Origin of the sequence: Sphingobacterium siyangense (assembly GCF_023277505.1) — a bacterium.
Taxonomy (GTDB): domain Bacteria; phylum Bacteroidota; class Bacteroidia; order Sphingobacteriales; family Sphingobacteriaceae; genus Sphingobacterium; species Sphingobacterium siyangense.
On the sequence record NZ_CP080574.1, the window covers coordinates 5,700,286 to 5,717,253 of the forward strand.

At 39.6% G+C, this 16,968-nt stretch carries 16 protein-coding genes; 14 read left to right on the plus strand and 2 right to left on the minus strand.

Annotated elements, in window-relative coordinates:
* Positions 1-10: 10 nt before the first annotated feature.
* The 14 genes from K2F45_RS24080 to K2F45_RS24145 all read left to right on the plus strand — a co-directional run bounded on the left by K2F45_RS24080 (position 11) and on the right by K2F45_RS24145 (position 15,040).
* Positions 11-1,381 (plus strand): hypothetical protein, encoded by a 1,371-nt coding sequence (locus tag K2F45_RS24080; protein ID WP_075994225.1) that lies wholly within the window; start codon positions 11-13, stop codon positions 1,379-1,381.
* 5 nt (positions 1,382-1,386) lie between these two features.
* Positions 1,387-2,394 carry an SPFH domain-containing protein gene (locus K2F45_RS24085; RefSeq protein ID WP_248932553.1) on the plus strand — a complete coding sequence of 336 codons (1,008 nt, stop codon included), beginning with the start codon at positions 1,387-1,389 and terminating at the stop codon, positions 2,392-2,394.
* An 81-nt stretch (positions 2,395-2,475) separates the two neighbouring features.
* Positions 2,476-2,721 carry a hypothetical protein gene (locus K2F45_RS24090; protein ID WP_075994227.1) on the plus strand — a complete coding sequence of 82 codons (246 nt, stop codon included), beginning with the start codon at positions 2,476-2,478 and terminating at the stop codon, positions 2,719-2,721.
* 191 nt (positions 2,722-2,912) lie between these two features.
* Positions 2,913-4,199 carry a citrate synthase gene (locus K2F45_RS24095; RefSeq protein WP_075994228.1) on the plus strand — a complete coding sequence of 429 codons (1,287 nt, stop codon included), beginning with the start codon at positions 2,913-2,915 and terminating at the stop codon, positions 4,197-4,199.
* A 250-nt stretch (positions 4,200-4,449) separates the two neighbouring features.
* On the plus strand, positions 4,450-5,523 hold the full coding sequence (gene nuoH / locus K2F45_RS24100; RefSeq protein ID WP_075994229.1) for an NADH-quinone oxidoreductase subunit NuoH: 1,074 nt from the start codon (positions 4,450-4,452) through the stop codon (positions 5,521-5,523).
* A gap of 3 nt (positions 5,524-5,526) precedes the next feature.
* Positions 5,527-6,090: a NuoI/complex I 23 kDa subunit family protein gene (locus tag K2F45_RS24105; protein ID WP_046672765.1), complete on the plus strand. Its 564-nt coding sequence runs from the start codon at positions 5,527-5,529 to the stop codon at positions 6,088-6,090.
* A 3-nt stretch (positions 6,091-6,093) separates the two neighbouring features.
* Positions 6,094-6,639, plus strand: coding sequence for an NADH-quinone oxidoreductase subunit J family protein (locus tag K2F45_RS24110; RefSeq protein ID WP_075994231.1), 546 nt, complete (start codon positions 6,094-6,096; stop codon positions 6,637-6,639).
* Entirely contained in the window at positions 6,636-6,944 is a 309-nt protein-coding gene (nuoK, locus tag K2F45_RS24115) for an NADH-quinone oxidoreductase subunit NuoK (RefSeq protein ID WP_075994232.1), read from the plus strand. The genes K2F45_RS24110 and nuoK overlap by 4 nt, the downstream gene beginning before the upstream one ends.
* A gap of 3 nt (positions 6,945-6,947) precedes the next feature.
* Entirely contained in the window at positions 6,948-9,002 is a 2,055-nt protein-coding gene (locus K2F45_RS24120) for an NADH-quinone oxidoreductase subunit 5 family protein (protein WP_248932554.1), read from the plus strand.
* A gap of 3 nt (positions 9,003-9,005) precedes the next feature.
* A complete protein-coding gene (locus K2F45_RS24125; protein ID WP_145329389.1) occupies positions 9,006-10,607 on the plus strand; it encodes a complex I subunit 4 family protein in 1,602 nt (533 codons plus the stop codon).
* Between the two features lie 5 nt (positions 10,608-10,612).
* Positions 10,613-12,091: an NADH-quinone oxidoreductase subunit N gene (locus tag K2F45_RS24130; protein ID WP_075994235.1), complete on the plus strand. Its 1,479-nt coding sequence runs from the start codon at positions 10,613-10,615 to the stop codon at positions 12,089-12,091.
* Between the two features lie 208 nt (positions 12,092-12,299).
* Positions 12,300-12,905: a DUF4254 domain-containing protein gene (locus K2F45_RS24135; protein ID WP_075994236.1), complete on the plus strand. Its 606-nt coding sequence runs from the start codon at positions 12,300-12,302 to the stop codon at positions 12,903-12,905.
* A 3-nt stretch (positions 12,906-12,908) separates the two neighbouring features.
* Positions 12,909-13,934, plus strand: coding sequence for a glycosyltransferase family 9 protein (locus tag K2F45_RS24140; RefSeq protein ID WP_248932555.1), 1,026 nt, complete (start codon positions 12,909-12,911; stop codon positions 13,932-13,934).
* Positions 13,931-15,040 (plus strand): glycosyltransferase family 4 protein, encoded by a 1,110-nt coding sequence (locus tag K2F45_RS24145; RefSeq protein ID WP_075994238.1) that lies wholly within the window; start codon positions 13,931-13,933, stop codon positions 15,038-15,040. The genes K2F45_RS24140 and K2F45_RS24145 overlap by 4 nt, the downstream gene beginning before the upstream one ends.
* Here K2F45_RS24145 and K2F45_RS24150 read toward each other — a convergent pair.
* Together K2F45_RS24150 and K2F45_RS24155 are read right to left on the minus strand one after the other, a co-directional pair.
* Positions 15,035-15,994 (minus strand): glycosyl transferase family 90, encoded by a 960-nt coding sequence (locus tag K2F45_RS24150; RefSeq protein WP_075994239.1) that lies wholly within the window; start codon positions 15,992-15,994, stop codon positions 15,035-15,037. The genes K2F45_RS24145 and K2F45_RS24150 overlap by 6 nt on opposite strands.
* A gap of 31 nt (positions 15,995-16,025) precedes the next feature.
* Entirely contained in the window at positions 16,026-16,691 is a 666-nt protein-coding gene (locus tag K2F45_RS24155; protein WP_075994240.1) for a glycosyltransferase family 32 protein, read from the minus strand.
* Positions 16,692-16,968 lie beyond the last annotated feature (277 nt).

The window sequence follows — 16,968 nt, forward strand, 5'->3', positions numbered from 1 at the left end:
AGAAAGATAAATGGCTAAAAATATCAAAGCGATCAAATGTCCGCATTGTGGAAGTATAAAAATCACCACACTGCGCCCCGATTATTACAAATGTGATAGCTGTGGAACAGAATTTTTTCTGGATAGTGATGACATCAATATCAACCACAACTATAACTACCCGCGCAACAACCAAGATCAATATAAAGCCATACGAATTGTATTATTTGCTGTTGTGGGCTTTATTGCGCTTATGTTTGTCATTGGAGCCCTAAGCGCTCTATTTTCCAAAAAGCCAGCGCCCGATTATTCAACTTACAGCAGTTCCAATACAGCAGAGAAAAAAGAAGAGGCAGAACCTCTCGAATGGAACTACGCAAGCAACACGCTATTTTTGGATAAAGATAATACGCCACACGTTGTTGTCGTCGGCAATGTCGGAACTTTCAGAAAACGAATGGACGAAAACAAGGACAATAAGGTTTATATTGGGCTCTTCGATCCCAAAACGGGTAAAAAAGAATGGGTAAAGGCTTTGATGGAAACTCCCGTCGAACTATCAAGCAGCGACGTCAAACTTCAGGTATTTGAAGACCAGAATCTATATATCATCGTCAAATCCAAATACATTTATCAGCTGGACAGAAATACACTCACTTTTAAAAGTGTCCTAGAGAACTATGTAAAAGATGCGCCATCTTTAAGCACTGGCATCGCCAAAGTTGAATTCAAATACGAAGACTATGGCTCAGCCTATCAAATTGTCAACAATGAAGGCCAAAACCTAGCTTATTATCCTTTGATTAACAAATCTATTCCCGACAAACAGCTGTACGACGAAAGAAGGAAAAAGCTTCCCAACCCAACTACAAAAACGGAATTTACCTTTTCAAGTAAATCCAGTTATTATCCAGAAGAAAAAATACAGTTAATCCAGTACAGTTATCAATATCAATATGGATTCCCCAAAGATAGCCCGCGCTTTTCCTGGGATAAAGACTACGGCGGATCGGGCATATTCACCGACCGCGATCCTTATAAAAAGGTATTGATTAATCCATGGCAATTTAAAGGCGCCCGTCTGATCAACTTCAAGGACTTTACGCCAGGAAGACTTTACTTTCAGCCTGTAATCATTGCGCAGAATGACAAAACGCTACTCATTGCGTATAAACCAACACCTGCCGAAGACGATCCTTTCCAGATCCAACTATTGGATGTAACAACTGGCGCTATACAAAAAACAGTGACCACAGATCTTAAATCCATGTATGGAAATGGGAGCCTCCTCAAAGATGGTTTTATTATAAAGGGAGCCAGCGACTATTATTATTTTGATAATAGCGGCAAACAAATCAACAAGTTTGAAGGGTATAACCCTAAATTCGACACACTAAATTAAACACTATGGGACTATTTAATCTTTTTAACAACCAGCTTTCTGAAGTCATCGAGTGGAAAAACCAAGACCCTCAATTATTGTGGTATAAATTCCCATCCGAAAGGAACGAAATCAAAAATTCCAGCAAGCTGATCCTCGCTCCAGGGCAGGGCTGCATCCTTGTCTATGAAGGAAAAGGTGAAAACCTGCTGACCGAACCGGGAACATACAACCTCAAAACGGACAACCATCCATTCTTTACCACTTTAGCGCGTTTACGGCAGAACTTTGAATCCGAGCATAAGCTTTACATCTACTTTTTTCGTACGGCCGCTATCGTCAATCAATCCTGGGGAACGGGAACACCGATAAAATATATCGACCCCCATTACAATTTACCAATAGAAATCGGCTTGAATGGTACGTTCTCTTACCTCATCAAGGAACCGGTGCATTTCTATAAAAATATTGTCGCTAATCAAAATACGGTCAGCACAGCTGTCATTCAAGACATCATCAATAATCGGATCCCACAACAAATTATTGCGCAGATTGCACAAAAGAAACTGGGTTACAATGAAATTGACAGTCAACTGGGACTGTTATCCAACGACATCAAGACTGCAGTTGAACAAGATTTTAATGATCTTGGTCTCGACATTACGGATTTCAAAATCTTAGGAACTCAATTTGATGCCAATACACAACGAAGAATCGGAGAAATCGCCGATTTAAGCACACAAAATCAAGCGGCACAGCAGGCAGGCTTAAGCTATGTTGAACTGGAAAAATTACGTGCGCTCCGTGATGCCGCTAAAAATGAAGGGGGAATCGCGGGTGTAGGTGCACAACTGGGTGTCGGTATGGAACTCGGAAAACAGTTTGACCTCCAAAAAGAAGAGATCAAAGATCATATTCAGCAAGAGGGTGACTTTGTCGAGAAACTTCAAAAGCTGCAGCTGCTGCTCCGTGAAAACATCATTACCCAAGAAGAATTCGATACACTCAAAAAACAGATCCTCAACAAAATATAATGCATGCGGGGATATTTATATCACGATTCAGCTCAATTATACCGAGGTGAATCAATTCATAACACATAAATTAATTCAGCTATGAAATACATATTCGGTATATTATTCACCTTGGTGATACTTTTCGTTGCCACCTATTTCCTACTGGGGCTTTGGGGCATTAAGCTATTGGATGCAGAGAACTTCAGCAAAATATTGTGGACTACAGGAATTCTGACACTAACGTCCATTATTCTGGTGTGTTTTATCATACTCCCCTTTTTTGGATCGGGTAAACAGGGTAACTACGAAGACAAAGGAAAGGTTGCGCAAAGAAAAATAGATTGATATTTTTTGCAAAATAAGATAATGTTAAATTTGAATAAATTATTCGCTTATTTAAGTAAATAATTAGTGAATATTATCCAAAATGACGCAATCATGTCATTTTAATTCCAAAAGAACTTTCAATTTTAAATATCAAATAGTTAAATTTGTGAGATTAGCATAACAAATCAGATATAAGATAATATATAAACATGTCAGATAAAGCATCTATAAATTTAGACGGCACTTCGTATGACCTTCCGGTCATTGTCGGTACTGAAAATGAAAAAGCAGTTGATATTTCCAAATTAAGAGATCTAAGCGGATTTATTACGTTAGACCCAGGATACAAAAATACAGGTGCAACGAAAAGTGCGATTACTTTCCTTGATGGTGAAAAAGGCATATTGAGATATAGAGGATATCCAATTGAACAATTGGCAGAGAAATCGACTTTCTTGGAAGTTGCTTATTTGTTGATTTATGGAGAGCTTCCAAAAAAAGAGGTATTGGAAAAATTCAGAGCTGACATCAAAAAGCAAATGATGATTCACGAAGATATGAAGAACTTCTTCGCTGGATTCCCATCCAAATCTCACCCAATGGGCCAACTTTCGTGTTTAGTAGGCGCATTGTCGGCATTTTATCCAGAATCTTTAAATCCAAACTTAACAGACGAAGAAGAAGATCAAACGATCATCAATCTTTTGGCAAAAATGCCAACAATCGTTTCTTGGATTCAAAAGAAATCATTAGGTCATCCTGTTGTTTATCCAAAAAATAACCTTGGTTACATTGACAACTTCCTAAACATGCTGTTTGGAGAAGTGAATGATGAAAAAACATTCGATCCTGTTGTCATTGACGCCATGCACAAATTGTTGATTTTACATGCTGATCATGAGCAAAACTGTTCAACATCTACTGTTCGCATCGTTGGTTCATCCAATGCAAACCTTTATGCATCTGTTGCATCGGGTATCAATGCATTGTGGGGACCATTACATGGTGGTGCAAACCAAGCCGTAATCGAGATGTTGGAGGCCATTAAAAATGATGGTGGTGATGCTGAAAAATATCTTGCTAAAGCAAAAGACAAAAACGACCCTTTCCGTCTAATGGGATTCGGTCACCGCGTTTATAAAAACTTCGACCCTCGTGCTAAGATCATCAAAAAAGCATGTGATGATATCTTGGAGAAATTAGGCGTTCAAGATCCGGTATTGGATATCGCTAAAAAGCTTGAAGAAGCAGCATTGAATGACCAATATTTCATCGACAGAAAACTTTATCCAAATGTTGACTTCTATTCAGGTATCATCTACCGTGCATTAGGTTTCAAAGCAGATATGTTTACGGTATTATTTGCTTTAGGCCGTCTACCGGGATGGATTGCACAATGGAAAGAAATGCGCGAAAACAAAGAGCCTATCGGTCGTCCTAGACAAGTATACGTTGGCCACACAGAACGCGACTACGTTGAATTTTCAAATCGTTAATCCGATTTCGATTTATATCCTAAAAAAGCATCCCTCGGGGTGCTTTTTTATTTTCATCCGAGCTAACATGGATGGCATTACAGCTGTCCGAAACCACCTACTCGAACAAGATATGATTACTTGTCGTTACGCTATTGTCACGATAATCTACTTGTTAAGTATATTTTAATTTTTCCTTATCTAAATTCCCTGTTTTTCGTTAAGTTTGCGTATTCATTGGTCTCTTATTAAAAATCATTATAAATAAGACTTGTTAGAAACAATACTACATATCTTGGTTCCCATTGCTATTTTCACCTTTATAGCAGCTTTCACCTTGTTTGCAGTATATGCCGAGCGAAAGATCGCGGGATTTGTACAAGATCGCCTAGGACCAATGGAAACAGGGAAGTACGGCAGTCTCCAAACGATCGCCGACATTCTCAAATTATTACAAAAAGAATTAATTACCCCCTCATCAGCCGATAAGATTCTCTTTAGAGTTGCCCCTATCGTTATTTTCGTGGCTGTATTTACAGGTTTTGCCGTTATTCCCTGGGCCAAAGATTTTATTCCAGCCGATACGCATACGGGTCTGTTCTTCATAATGGCCATCATCTCCATTGATGCTTTGGGCATTTTAATGGCTGGCTGGGGATCTAACAACAAATATTCTTTATTAGGCTCCATGCGTGCCATAGCACAGATGGTGTCCTATGAAATTCCGGTAGGCCTCTCCCTAATTACGGTCGTTATGCTAACCCAAACCCTAAATTTGAATGAAATCGCTATTGGACAGGGCATCCTAACCAATGGAAGCATTAAATTCTTGGGCCTTTGGGAAGTCAATGAGATTGGGGGCCTCTTCGCCTGGAATATTTTTCAGGCTCCACATTTGATTATCACCTACATCATATTCTTTATCGCAACCCTTGCCGAGTGTAATCGTGCTCCCTTTGATATCCCGGAAGCCGAATCTGAATTGGTCGGTGGCTTCCATACGGAATATGGCGGGATACAATTTGCCTTTATCTTTTTGGCGGAGTATGCCATGATGTTTTTGGTATCGATGTTGGGGGTTGTTCTCTTCTTAGGAGCTTGGAATACACCGTTACCAAACATAGGAGCGATACGTTTGGCCGATTGGACCACAGGCTTGGTGTGGGGGATATTTTGGACCTTAGCCAAATCATTATTTATTGTTGGTATCCAAATGTGGATTCGATGGACATTACCACGGTTGCGTGCAGATCAACTGATGAGTTTATGTTGGAAAGTATTGACGCCGCTGGCTTTTCTTTGTATGGCCATTTCTGCAATTTGGCGAATTTTAGTTATAGCATAGGATATGATATTTAAAACGGCTTCGCATGCATTTCGTACGGCAATCAAGGGTTTATCTTTGACTGTTAAACACTTGTTTGGTGCCCGACGTTCGCGAACGGAATTAAATATCAAAAAGGATAACTACTTTGATCAGCAGGAAGGTATTGTTACTGTTCAATATCCGCGTGAAAAAATGCCTATCCCAGAGGTTGCCCGCTATCAGCTGCAAGTCGATATCGAGGACTGTATTGTATGTGATTTATGCGCAAAGGCTTGTCCTGTCGACTGCATCGAAATCGAAGCCATCAAATCTCCGGAAGCGATTGGAAAAACCTCCGATGGTAGCGTTAAAAGACTATACCCGGCCAAATTCAACATTGACATGGCTAAATGTATGTATTGTGGGCTATGTACTGTCGTATGTCCGACAGAATGTATTACCATGACCAACGAATATGACCGCAGCTCACAAAAACTGACTGATCTTATCTATGGTTTCTCCGATATGACCGATAGCGAGGTCGCACAACGTAAAGCAGAATGGACCAAGTTTCAAGCTGAAAAGGAGGCAGCAAAGCAAAAATAAAAGATGGAAAGTATTTTATTCTACGCCTTTGCTACCCTAGCAATCGGTTCAGCACTTTTGCTCGTCAATCTTAAAAATATTGCACGTGCTTTATTCCTGTTTTTTATTGTGCTATTTGCAATGGCAGGACTTTACCTATTTGCTTTAGCCGATTTTGTGGCCATTACACAAATTATGGTGTATGTTGGCGGCGTGCTCATATTGATGTTATTTGCCTTTATGCTTTCCAATAAAGAGCTTTTAAAAGATCTCCAAGATAGTAGCGGTTCATTCTTAAGCCTACCCAAATGGCAAACTATTCCAATCGTGCTTGGTTTCCTGTTACTGATGCTTTATGGCATCGTCGAGTGGCAACAAGCTTCTCCAGCATGGTGGATCTTAAATGCCAAGGAAAATAATACCGAAATCCTCGCAACAGACAATAATATTCATCAGATCGGATTACGTTTTATGACTTTTTATGTATTGCCATTTGAAATCATATCCGTGTTTTTGATGATGGCCTTGATAGGTGCCTCACATTTATCCAGAAAGGAGCGTACAATATGATTACGCTGACGCATTTTTTAGTTGTCAGTGCCTGCATCTTTTGCATTGGTCTTTATACCGTTCTTTCCAAGAAAAATGCAATTATGATTTTGGTCGGTATTGAGTTGATGATCAATGCCGCTATCCTGAACTTTGTTGCTTTTGGAAAATATGATAAATTGAGTTATGGTGGGCAAATTTTTGCATTATTTGCCATCGTTCTTGCTGCGGCCGCAGTCGCTGTTGGATTGGCTATCGTATTAAATGTTTATAGACATTACAAAACCATTAATCCGGATGAGATAAACCAATTAAAAGACAAGTAAGCATTGGATCAATTTGTTCACATATCGCCCCTTCTGACCGCGTTGCTTACCTTGATAGCACCATTAGCGGCATTCGTATATCAAGCAATAGTAGGTAAACGCGACCAGTCCGGCCTTGTTTCTCTCACGGCCATCATCCTCAGCTTTATCGCTGGCGGCTTAACCTGGTTCTCCATATGGAATAATCCGGCTGTATCAATTCAGGTAAATTGGTTCACCATCGGTGAAACGTCATTTAAAGTTGGTATCCTGCTGAACAATCTGAGCACTTTGATGCTTTTTTTGGTACCGACTGTTGCCTTACCCGTACATATATACTCCAGAGCCTATATGCATGGCGATACAGGTATTCACCGCTATTGGATGTATCTCAGCTTATTCTGTTTTGCAATGTTGGGATTGGTCATTATGGATAGCCTCCTGTTGATGTATGTTTTTTGGGAATTGGTCGGTTTTGCATCGTATCTCCTCATCGGCTTCTGGTTCACACGTGAAACAGCTGTACAAGCCAATAAAAAGGCATTTTTGGTCAATCGCATCGGCGACCTCGGTTTTCTAATCGGGCTTGCGATCCTCTTTACACAGTTCAAGACCCTCAATTTAATCGATCTATTTGGGGATAATGGCTTAATTTATCAATCCACAATCGCCCAAGGATTATGGATATCTCCAGTCAATAGCTTACCTCAGATTTGGCTTACCATTGCAGGCTTAGCCTTCTTCTTGGCAGCTATGGCTAAATCTGCACAATTTCCATTACATGTATGGCTTCCTGATGCCATGGAAGGTCCTACATCCGTATCCTCGTTGATTCACGCCGCGACAATGGTTGCTGCTGGTGTATTCCTGCTGACTACCGTATTTCCATTATTTAATGAATCTGCCTTATTATTTATTGCCATCATTGGTACAATAACCGCTGCTTTGGCCGCTTACTTCGCGCTTGGCCAATACGACATCAAACGTATTCTTGCCTTTTCGACCATATCGCAGCTTGGTTTTATGATGGTTGGCATTGGTATTGGAACATGGGATGCTGCTTTATTTCATCTGACAACTCATGCTTTCTTTAAGTGTCTGTTGTTTCTTTCTGCCGGAGCTGTCATTCATGAAATGGCGCATCTTAAAGAACATAGCCACCTGGACTTTGACCCGCAGGATTTACGGAATATGGGCGGGCTACGTCAATATATGCCAAAGACCTTCGTGCTGATGAGCATAGCTTCGCTAGCACTTGCAGGATTCCCTTTGACTTCAGGTTATCTATCCAAAGATAGTATTGTTATCTCTTCCTTTGAATGGGCTATTTCAAAAGGTAACTTATACCTTATCATCCCCATAAGTTTGATTCTGGTGAGTATTTTAACGGCTTTCTACATCGGTCGTTTGCTATTCAAAGCCTTTTTTGGGGAGTTCAGACTGTTGAAACAGCTTCAGGGCAAACTACATGATCAACCGCTGCATGAAGCGCCAAAAACCATGTTGATCCCCATGTTTGTTTTGGGACTGTTCTGCTTATTCCCACTATTTTCTTTCAATCCGTTTTCGTATCACGATTCCTGGTTGATGGACGGCCTTTTATTGGATGAATATACTTTTGCACCAAGCCACAGTGCGCACCTTATCATTCCTGTCATATTGCTACTAGGTTCGGGTATTGGCTGGATCATCGGCTGGAAATGGTATGTACAAAATAAATACCCGTTGAACGCCGCTAGCCAGGGATTAAAAGCCGCTTTCAACCAGGGGTATATCAATGAGTTTTACCAAGCAGTCTTTGTTAATGGCACATTAAAATTAGCACAGTTCTGTTATTGGTTTGACCTTCATATCGTTGACGCTTTAATTTCTTTGATTCAGTTTATCGTCTTATCCCTTTCTCAGCTAAGTGTTTGGATAGACAAATATATTGTAGATGGTTTTGTTAATACGGCTGCTACTGTAGCCTATTGGACAGGCAATCAGGTTCGCCTGGTCCAAAATGGAAAGATACAGACAACATTGTATTCCGTCTTTTTATTAGTTTTACTTGGTTTAATTTATCTTATATTCTTTTAGGAAATGCCTATTTTATCCTTATTGATATTTTTACCGCTATTGGCTACGGCGCTCATTCTCGCCCTACCAACACGATATAAATCGAGTTACAAATATATTGCTTTAGCATTCACAGCAATACAATTTGTACTGGCCGGAATATGTTATGCACAATTTGATGCAAGCAAAACAGGAGTCCAAGATCTGGGGGGCTATCAATTTATTGAACAGCTTTCCTGGATCCGATTAGATTTAGGATCAATAGGTAAATTGGAGATCGATTATCTTATTGGTATTGATGGGATCTCCATGCCCTTGTTATTGCTGAGCGCTTTCGTTATGCTGATGGCTATAGGCGCCTCTTGGAATATCCAGAAAAGTCCGAAGGGATACTTTGCCTTACTCATGGTACTTAATATGGCCGTTATGGGGATTTTCTGTGCATTGGATTTCTTCCTATTCTATTTGTTTTATGAAGTCATGTTACTGCCACTCTACTTCTTGATCGGTATCTGGGGTGGTGCAAGACGCGAATACGCGGCTATAAAATTCTTTCTATATACCCTATTCGGGTCTGTATTTATGTTGTTGATTATCGTAGGATTGTATTTTTCAGTAATCAATCCTTTGACTGGAGCACATACTTTCAACATGATCTATATGATGAATCCACAGAATTATCTTGAGGGTTCTATTTTCGGCTGGGAGGGTTACCAGGAAATTTTGGGTGTTTCGGCTCGACTGATTGGTTTCATTGTGCTTTTCTTTGCCTTTGCCATTAAAGTACCCATTGTTCCCCTACATACTTGGCTGCCGGATGCGCACGTTGAAGCGCCGACACCAGTATCTATTATTCTTGCCGGTATCCTCCTGAAAATTGGTGGTTACGGTATCATCCGTATCTGTTATAGCATCTTTCCCGATATGGCAGCCTTATCCAATTGGTGGCTTGGATTAATCGGCGTTGTATCCATTATTTATGGAGCCTTGAATGCCTTATCACAAAAAGACCTGAAACGAATGATTGCTTATTCATCGGTCTCTCATATGGGTTTTGTGCTGCTTGGTATTGCATCACTGACTGCCGAAGGTATTTCTGGCGCCATGTTTCAGATGATTTCCCATGGATTCTTATCAGCGGCACTCTTTTTCCTTGTTGGCGTGGTCTATGACCGAGTACATGACAGAAATATCTATAGTTTCCGTGGCCTAGCTCAAATTATGCCTAAATACACAGGTTACGTCGCTGTCGCATTTTTTGCATCCCTGGGCCTGCCCGGCTTTTCAGCCTTTATTGGTGAAGCCTTTGTCATTATCGGTTCCTTCAATGCAGCGAGCATAGGAACCGGGTTACCGCGCTGGATGGCACTTGGGGGTTCCATAGGTATCCTATTAAGTGCAGCCTATCTACTTTGGACACTGCAACGTATGTTCTTTGGACAAATTCGCTTAAAAGGTGGTGAATCTTGGAGTAATGCACTTACAGACCTAAATTCACGCGAGCAGATCATCTTATTTCCTACCCTAGCGCTCGCCTTATTACTTGGAGTTATGCCGGCATTAGTATTTAACAACCTAAACGCTAGTGTTCTGAATCTCGTGAGTTTTATCCAACAATTTATTTAATTCGCATGCTCGCATTCAGTCCATATATCAGTTCTTTCATCGATCAGATTATCGTAAGCGTTCCTTATTTTAAGCCTGAACTGACATTGATCGTCACTTTTATTGGTACTATTCTAGCTAGTCTTTTTATTGACAAACACTGGAAGCATACCTCTTTTGTCATCACCCTCATTGGACTATTGCTCAGTGGCTGTTACCTTGTGGGCCAGGGACTCAGTAAGGTAGAGATGGCTGGCTTTTTTGATATGATCCAGGTTGATGCTTTCGCTACTTCGGCGCGATTGATTATACTGCTGTCAACAATCCTGATCGCTGTTTTCATTCAACAACGTCATCAAGAACGTCCTTTAGGGGATCTTTACGCCGTGTTGCTTACGGCAACCCTTGGCTTGAACCTGCTGACTATGTCGAGTAACTGGTTGATGATCTTTATTGCAGTGGAGACAGTTTCGATCAGCTCCTATATTATGGTTGGCTATTTCTCTTCAACAAAAGTTCAATCGGAAGCTGCTTTAAAATATGTACTGTTCGGATCCATCTGTGCTGCGGTTATGCTCTATGGTTTGTCTTTACTATACGGTTTCACGGGAAACCTGAATTTTGACGCTCCAAGTCACATTGCTGGCTTGATGGAAGCACCCCAGATCATGATCAGCATTGCTTTACTATTTTTACTGACAGGTATTGGTTTCAAACTGAGTTTTTTCCCGTTTCATGTCTGGAGTCCGGATGTTTACCAAGGCGCCCCAACAGTTATTACAACCTATCTCGCTACAGTACCCAAAATTGCTGTTGTTGTGCTATTATCCAAGATACTTTCAGCCTGGCTTAACGTGTCCTTTTATTTTAGTGATTTCTTGACTTATGTGATTATTGCGATCGCCATTGCAACTATGCTAATTGGTAATTTAGCCGCTTTGCGCCAACAGGATGCCAAAAGGATGATGGCCTATTCTTCTATAGGGCATACGGGGATACTTCTTATGGCTGTATTGGTTTATCAAAATAATGAGTCAAATGTGCTCTTATTTTACCTTTCCATATACGCCCTGATGAATATCGCTGTGTTTATCTTCATTGATGCCTTGGAAGCTAGTTTAGGAAATACTACAATTGAATCGTATCGCGGCTTAGGAAAGCAGTACCCACTGCTGTTCACCTCCTTTTCAATTGTTTTAATCGCTTTGGTGGGGCTACCCCCTACTGCAGGTTTTGTTGGAAAACTTTTGGTCTTTTCCAAAGTGTTCGAACAATATCAAAACTTCCAATCCTTTGGTTTATTGGCATTGCTCCTAGTTGGTGCATTGACATCTGTCATTTCTCTATTTTATTATTTTAAAATACCACTGAATGCATTTTTAAGAGAAAATACGGGATCTCCAGCAGTGAAGTTCAATATGGTACTCTTGTGTATTGGAATCTTATGTACCGTAGCCGTATTGATCTTAGGTATCTTTCCCGATGTATTACTTTCGGCATTCTAGAAAACAGGAAACTTCTTTCATTTTAAATAAGTCTATCGTCCAATTCATTCCCTTAATGTCTGCGTTGAATAGTAAGAATAACTCCATAATATATTTTATATTTCCTCAATAAAAGTATTATCAATGGTTGAGGAGAGACCGATAAATTGTTTTTTATGTAAAGCGCAATTAAATTGCATATAAAAAGCAATTTATCTAAGTTTGTACCATGATTAGTGCAATAGCAAATCCAATTTTTCAGCGTGCTATCCAGGATTACCACGTCTACGATCAGATTGATCATCCAATCCAAAATCCGTATGACAAACAATCTCTGGAACATCTCCTCTATTTAAAATGCTGGATTGACACCGTGCAATGGCATATGGAAGATGTAGTACGTAATCCCTCGATTGAACCCCAAGAAGGCTTATACTGGAAAAGACGTATTGATGAATCCAATCAGTACCGCACAGATACCGTAGAGTATATTGATAGTTATTTTCTACAAAAATTTCAAGATATACAGGCGAGTCCTACCGCAACAATCAATACTGAAAGTCCGGCATGGGCTATTGATAGGCTTTCCATTCTGGCTTTAAAAATCTACCATATGGAGCAGGAAACATTGCGCACGGATGCTTCCGAAGCACATATCATTTCCTGCCAAGAAAAACTGAACGTTTTATTGGAACAAAGGAAAGATTTGTCCCAAAGTATTGATGAATTGATGACCGCAATCGCATCTGGCGATAAATACATGAAGGTTTATAAACAGATGAAAATGTATAACGACCCTTCATTGAACCCTGTCCTATATTCTTCAGGAAAATAAAACATGTCCTTACCGCAACGGATCATAGTAACCCGATTTTCAGCTATGGGCGATGTTGCCATGGTTGCCTCAGTGTTGAAAGAATTCTGCATTCAGTACCCTGATGTAGAAATTATTATGGTCAGCAGGCAATTCTTTGCCCCATTTTTTGATGGAATAAAAAACATACGGTTTCACGCCATTGAGCCCAAAACAATTCATAAAGGTTTTTTTGGTTTGGTCAGGCTAAAGAAAGAGCTAGCACAGTACGGCACAGATGCTATTGCCGACTTACATTTCAATTTGCGTTCGCGTATAATTGATCTATTATTTTCCTTATCGGGCGTAAAAGTAAAGCAGCTTGACAAAGGGCGGGAAGAAAAAAAAGCTTTAAGCCGAGAAAATAACAAAATTAAGGTTCCTTTAAAGCCAACGGTGGAGCGCTATGCAGACGTATTTCGTGCATTAGGGTTCAAATTTGAGCTCAGCAAAAAATTGGTTTCTAATTTGCAAGATGTACCCAAAGCTGCTTTTAGTATGTTTGCAAACTTCAATCGAAAGAAAATTGGTATTGCCCCATTTGCACAACATCGTTATAAGATTTTTCCTCAAACCAAAATGGAAAAGGTGATAGACGAACTCACGCACAATGGCTATGATGTTTTGTTGTTCGGCGGTGGCGAACAAGAGTTCCAAATTGCCCAAAACTGGACCGAGCGATTTCCCAACACCTATAATACCATAGGCAAATTTTCGCTGCGGGAGGAACTGGATTTGATTTCGAACCTAGATCTCATGATCAGTATGGACTCTTCCGGACTTCATATGGCATCGTTAATGGGCGTAAGGTGTCTTTCTTTGTGGGGAGCAACGCATCCTTATGCTGGATTCACAGGTTATGGGCAACAGCTAACAGACTGCATCCAAGTTGAGCACCCCAATAGACCAAGTTCAGTCTATGGCAACAAGCCCTGTGATTGTGATGGGATAGAAGCAATTGATTTAATTACACCGGAAATGGTGATCGAAAAAATAAGAGCAATAGGATGAAAATAGGATTCGATGCAAAACGCTATTTCCTAAACAAAACAGGTCTGGGAAATTATAGTCGGGACTTAATTCGTATGCTCGAAAAGTATGCTCCCGAAAATGAGTATCTAAAATATACACCAAAAACCGGTGATCAATATATCAATCAACCAGCATCTCAAAAAAATATCCGGTTGCCACAGGGTTTTATCAACACTACTTGGCCTAATATCTGGCGTAATCAACGTATTGTTCATGATTTGAAAAAGGATAAAGTTGATATTTACCATGGACTGTCTGGAGAAATTCCATTAGGTTTAGCAAAGGCACATATTAAATCTATCGTTACCATTCATGATTTAATTTTTTTGAGACACCCTGAACTTTATCATCCAATTGATCGTTGGATTTATAAGAAGAAATTCAAGCATGCCTGCGAGGCATCTGATCGTATCGTTGCCATAAGCGAATGTACTAAAAACGATATTGTCGACCTTTTTCATATACCCGAAGAAAAAATCGATGTTGTTTACCAAGGTTGCCATGAAGCATTTAAAACTATCAAAACTGAAGAGCAGAAAGCAAATCTTCGAGAGAAGTTAAAATTACCACAGGATTTCTTATTGAATGTTGGAACTATTGAACCGCGTAAAAATATTTTACCAGTAGTGAAGGCCATAAAAGACCTTGATATCCCCCTTGTTATCGTAGGTAAACCAACACGTTACTATCAAGAGATCATGGCCTATATGCAACAAAACAACATGGAAAACAGGATATTCTTTTTCCAAGGATTAGCAATGGAAGAATTGGCCGTTCTTTATGCATCGGCAACGATTTTCATTTATCCCTCAATTTATGAAGGCTTTGGAATTCCTATTATAGAGGCGCTTTACTCAGGCACTCCTGTTATCACCAGCAATATGGGCGTCTTCCCAGAAGCGGGGGGACCGGCATCTTGCTATATTGACCCTACAAATATTTCAGAGATAAAGCATGTTATAGCGACGCTGCTTGTCGATTCATCCAAGCGCCATGAAATGATCGAGAAAGGATTGGAATTTGCGCAGAAGTTTAATGATGACCGTGTTGCCAAACAGATGGCTTCTATTTATGCCAGCTTATAAATCGACCGACTGGCCCGTTGAAATAAAATACTTCTTCAATACATGAAGAGAAACCAACTCTTCTTGTGCCCGATCCATAAATAATTTCACATAGGCATTGGCCTGTTTAACAATTGTTTCAGCCTCGTCCGGATGATCTATATAAAACTGTAATTTTTCTTCCAGGTCCGAATAATCGTTTTTAATACAGATAAAATGATAGTCCGGTAATAAGGTTCCTTCCATAAACCAGGTTTCATACGTTGGCATCGGCATGACAGCGATGGAATTTGAAGACATGATCCATTTTAAGTTGGTAGCGACGTCATTTCCTTCCAGGGCAAGAATAAATTTATAAGCTAAATGTCCAGTGATAGAAAGGTAATCGTGATCAGAAGACCTAAATGCTCTTCTTAAATCACATAAGGGATGTTTGTGGTATTTCTGAAAGAAAAGTTCCCGATGGATCTGTGCAAATTCACTCCTTCCAACAAGCTTATTTTTTTTCTCCCGAAAAGGTATATGGTCAGTAATAAAATTAAAGTGCCTACTCTTATCTAGGTTAAATAATACCGAGTTGGCATTGTCACCTGCGATTGGCCTACTTTTCACTAAGGCAGGTTTATCCGGAATAGCAATAATATCACCTGGAAGGATCTGAAATTTCAGTTTTTGATTAAAATAATCAAGAAATTGTTTACTATCAAAATAATAAACACGAATCTTCTTGGGCATCTTATAATCTTTGATCGGAATTGCATCGATTGACAAAGACCGCTGCCGAGATAGTTTATTATAATAGTTTATCCGAAACCGAACCCATTCAGACTGCTGGGCCAAATCTCTGTTCAGCAACACCGAGGCCTTTTTCCGCAGCAGAAACTTTGGTCTCAGCTGTCGTCCAAATACCCTCAAATAATAAAAGAATTTAACATTCTTATTTTTTAAAAAGATTTTCTTGAAATTCAACTTCATACCATATATAAGAAATAAGAGCTGTCGTTATCTAATCGTCCTTAGGTTTGACGACAGGTACACGAAGCTGCATTTTTTTCCAATGTAACGAGCGATCGCCGTAAATCAGAATTTTACTTAGCTTATACTTGAATTTCAAAAGTCCCTGATAATCGTCTGTTATCCGTCGATAGGCAACCTGAGGATCATCTTCTAAAACCCGATTTATAGCTTCGGTATATACCGTTGGTCCTGTCATCTGATGGACATCATGTGGATATCTATTTTCCTCGATATTACGGACGATCAACTCAATTGTTTTTTTCAGGAATGGATGCCCTTTATCGTAGATCAATGCCCATTGTGCATAAAGACTTCTATTCTTCTCATGCGTAATAACCGCCGTATCCTCAGGTTTAATCACTTCATCCAAAACGCCAATAATATCGCTATCTAAATCTAAATAGATACCGCCATAAACATATAAAACCGCATACCTAAAAAAATCCGCTTTGGCAGCTCCGATCTGTAAACGGGCAAAGGCCTTATACGTACGTTGGTCAAAATTTTCCCTGATGAGCGTATCGATTTGCCCATCATCAAAAAACCGTCTGCTATAGCCCTTATTTCGTTTTAGAAATCGCCAAATATAAAACTTCGTCAACAAGGGTATCTTATTGGTTTTAAAAGTCTGATAAATAACTTTTGGAATCGCCACTTGGATTAAAAATTAAATTATGGTAATAAATAGCTTATACAGTATTGTAAAAATAGATTCAAAACTATAAAACATACAAAAATAACGATATATCCCTTACAAACACGTATTTTCTTATATTTAGTTAATCAAATATTCGCTAACTGAGAATAAACTTGTACTTCACAAACATTTCATATTTTTTATATTTTATTACAAAAAATATGTAATATATTTGTCACAATGCAATAAAGTCCACTGTGGTGATCTACATTGTGAAAACATTAAATGTCATTTT

Coding starts and splice junctions, on each gene's coding strand:
- K2F45_RS24085 (WP_248932553.1), top strand. CDS start 1,387: ATGGGACTATTTAATCTTTTTAACAACCAGCTTTCTGAAGTCATCGAG.
- nuoK (WP_075994232.1), top strand. CDS start 6,636: ATGATTACGCTGACGCATTTTTTAGTTGTCAGTGCCTGCATCTTTTGC.
- K2F45_RS24140 (WP_248932555.1), top strand. CDS start 12,909: ATGTCCTTACCGCAACGGATCATAGTAACCCGATTTTCAGCTATGGGC.
- K2F45_RS24080 (WP_075994225.1), top strand. CDS start 11: ATGGCTAAAAATATCAAAGCGATCAAATGTCCGCATTGTGGAAGTATA.
- K2F45_RS24105 (WP_046672765.1), top strand. CDS start 5,527: ATGATATTTAAAACGGCTTCGCATGCATTTCGTACGGCAATCAAGGGT.
- K2F45_RS24150 (WP_075994239.1), bottom strand. CDS start 15,994: ATGAAGTTGAATTTCAAGAAAATCTTTTTAAAAAATAAGAATGTTAAA.
- K2F45_RS24125 (WP_145329389.1), top strand. CDS start 9,006: ATGCCTATTTTATCCTTATTGATATTTTTACCGCTATTGGCTACGGCG.
- K2F45_RS24095 (WP_075994228.1), top strand. CDS start 2,913: ATGTCAGATAAAGCATCTATAAATTTAGACGGCACTTCGTATGACCTT.
- K2F45_RS24130 (WP_075994235.1), top strand. CDS start 10,613: ATGCTCGCATTCAGTCCATATATCAGTTCTTTCATCGATCAGATTATC.
- K2F45_RS24135 (WP_075994236.1), top strand. CDS start 12,300: ATGATTAGTGCAATAGCAAATCCAATTTTTCAGCGTGCTATCCAGGAT.
- K2F45_RS24090 (WP_075994227.1), top strand. CDS start 2,476: ATGAAATACATATTCGGTATATTATTCACCTTGGTGATACTTTTCGTT.
- K2F45_RS24110 (WP_075994231.1), top strand. CDS start 6,094: ATGGAAAGTATTTTATTCTACGCCTTTGCTACCCTAGCAATCGGTTCA.
- K2F45_RS24145 (WP_075994238.1), top strand. CDS start 13,931: ATGAAAATAGGATTCGATGCAAAACGCTATTTCCTAAACAAAACAGGT.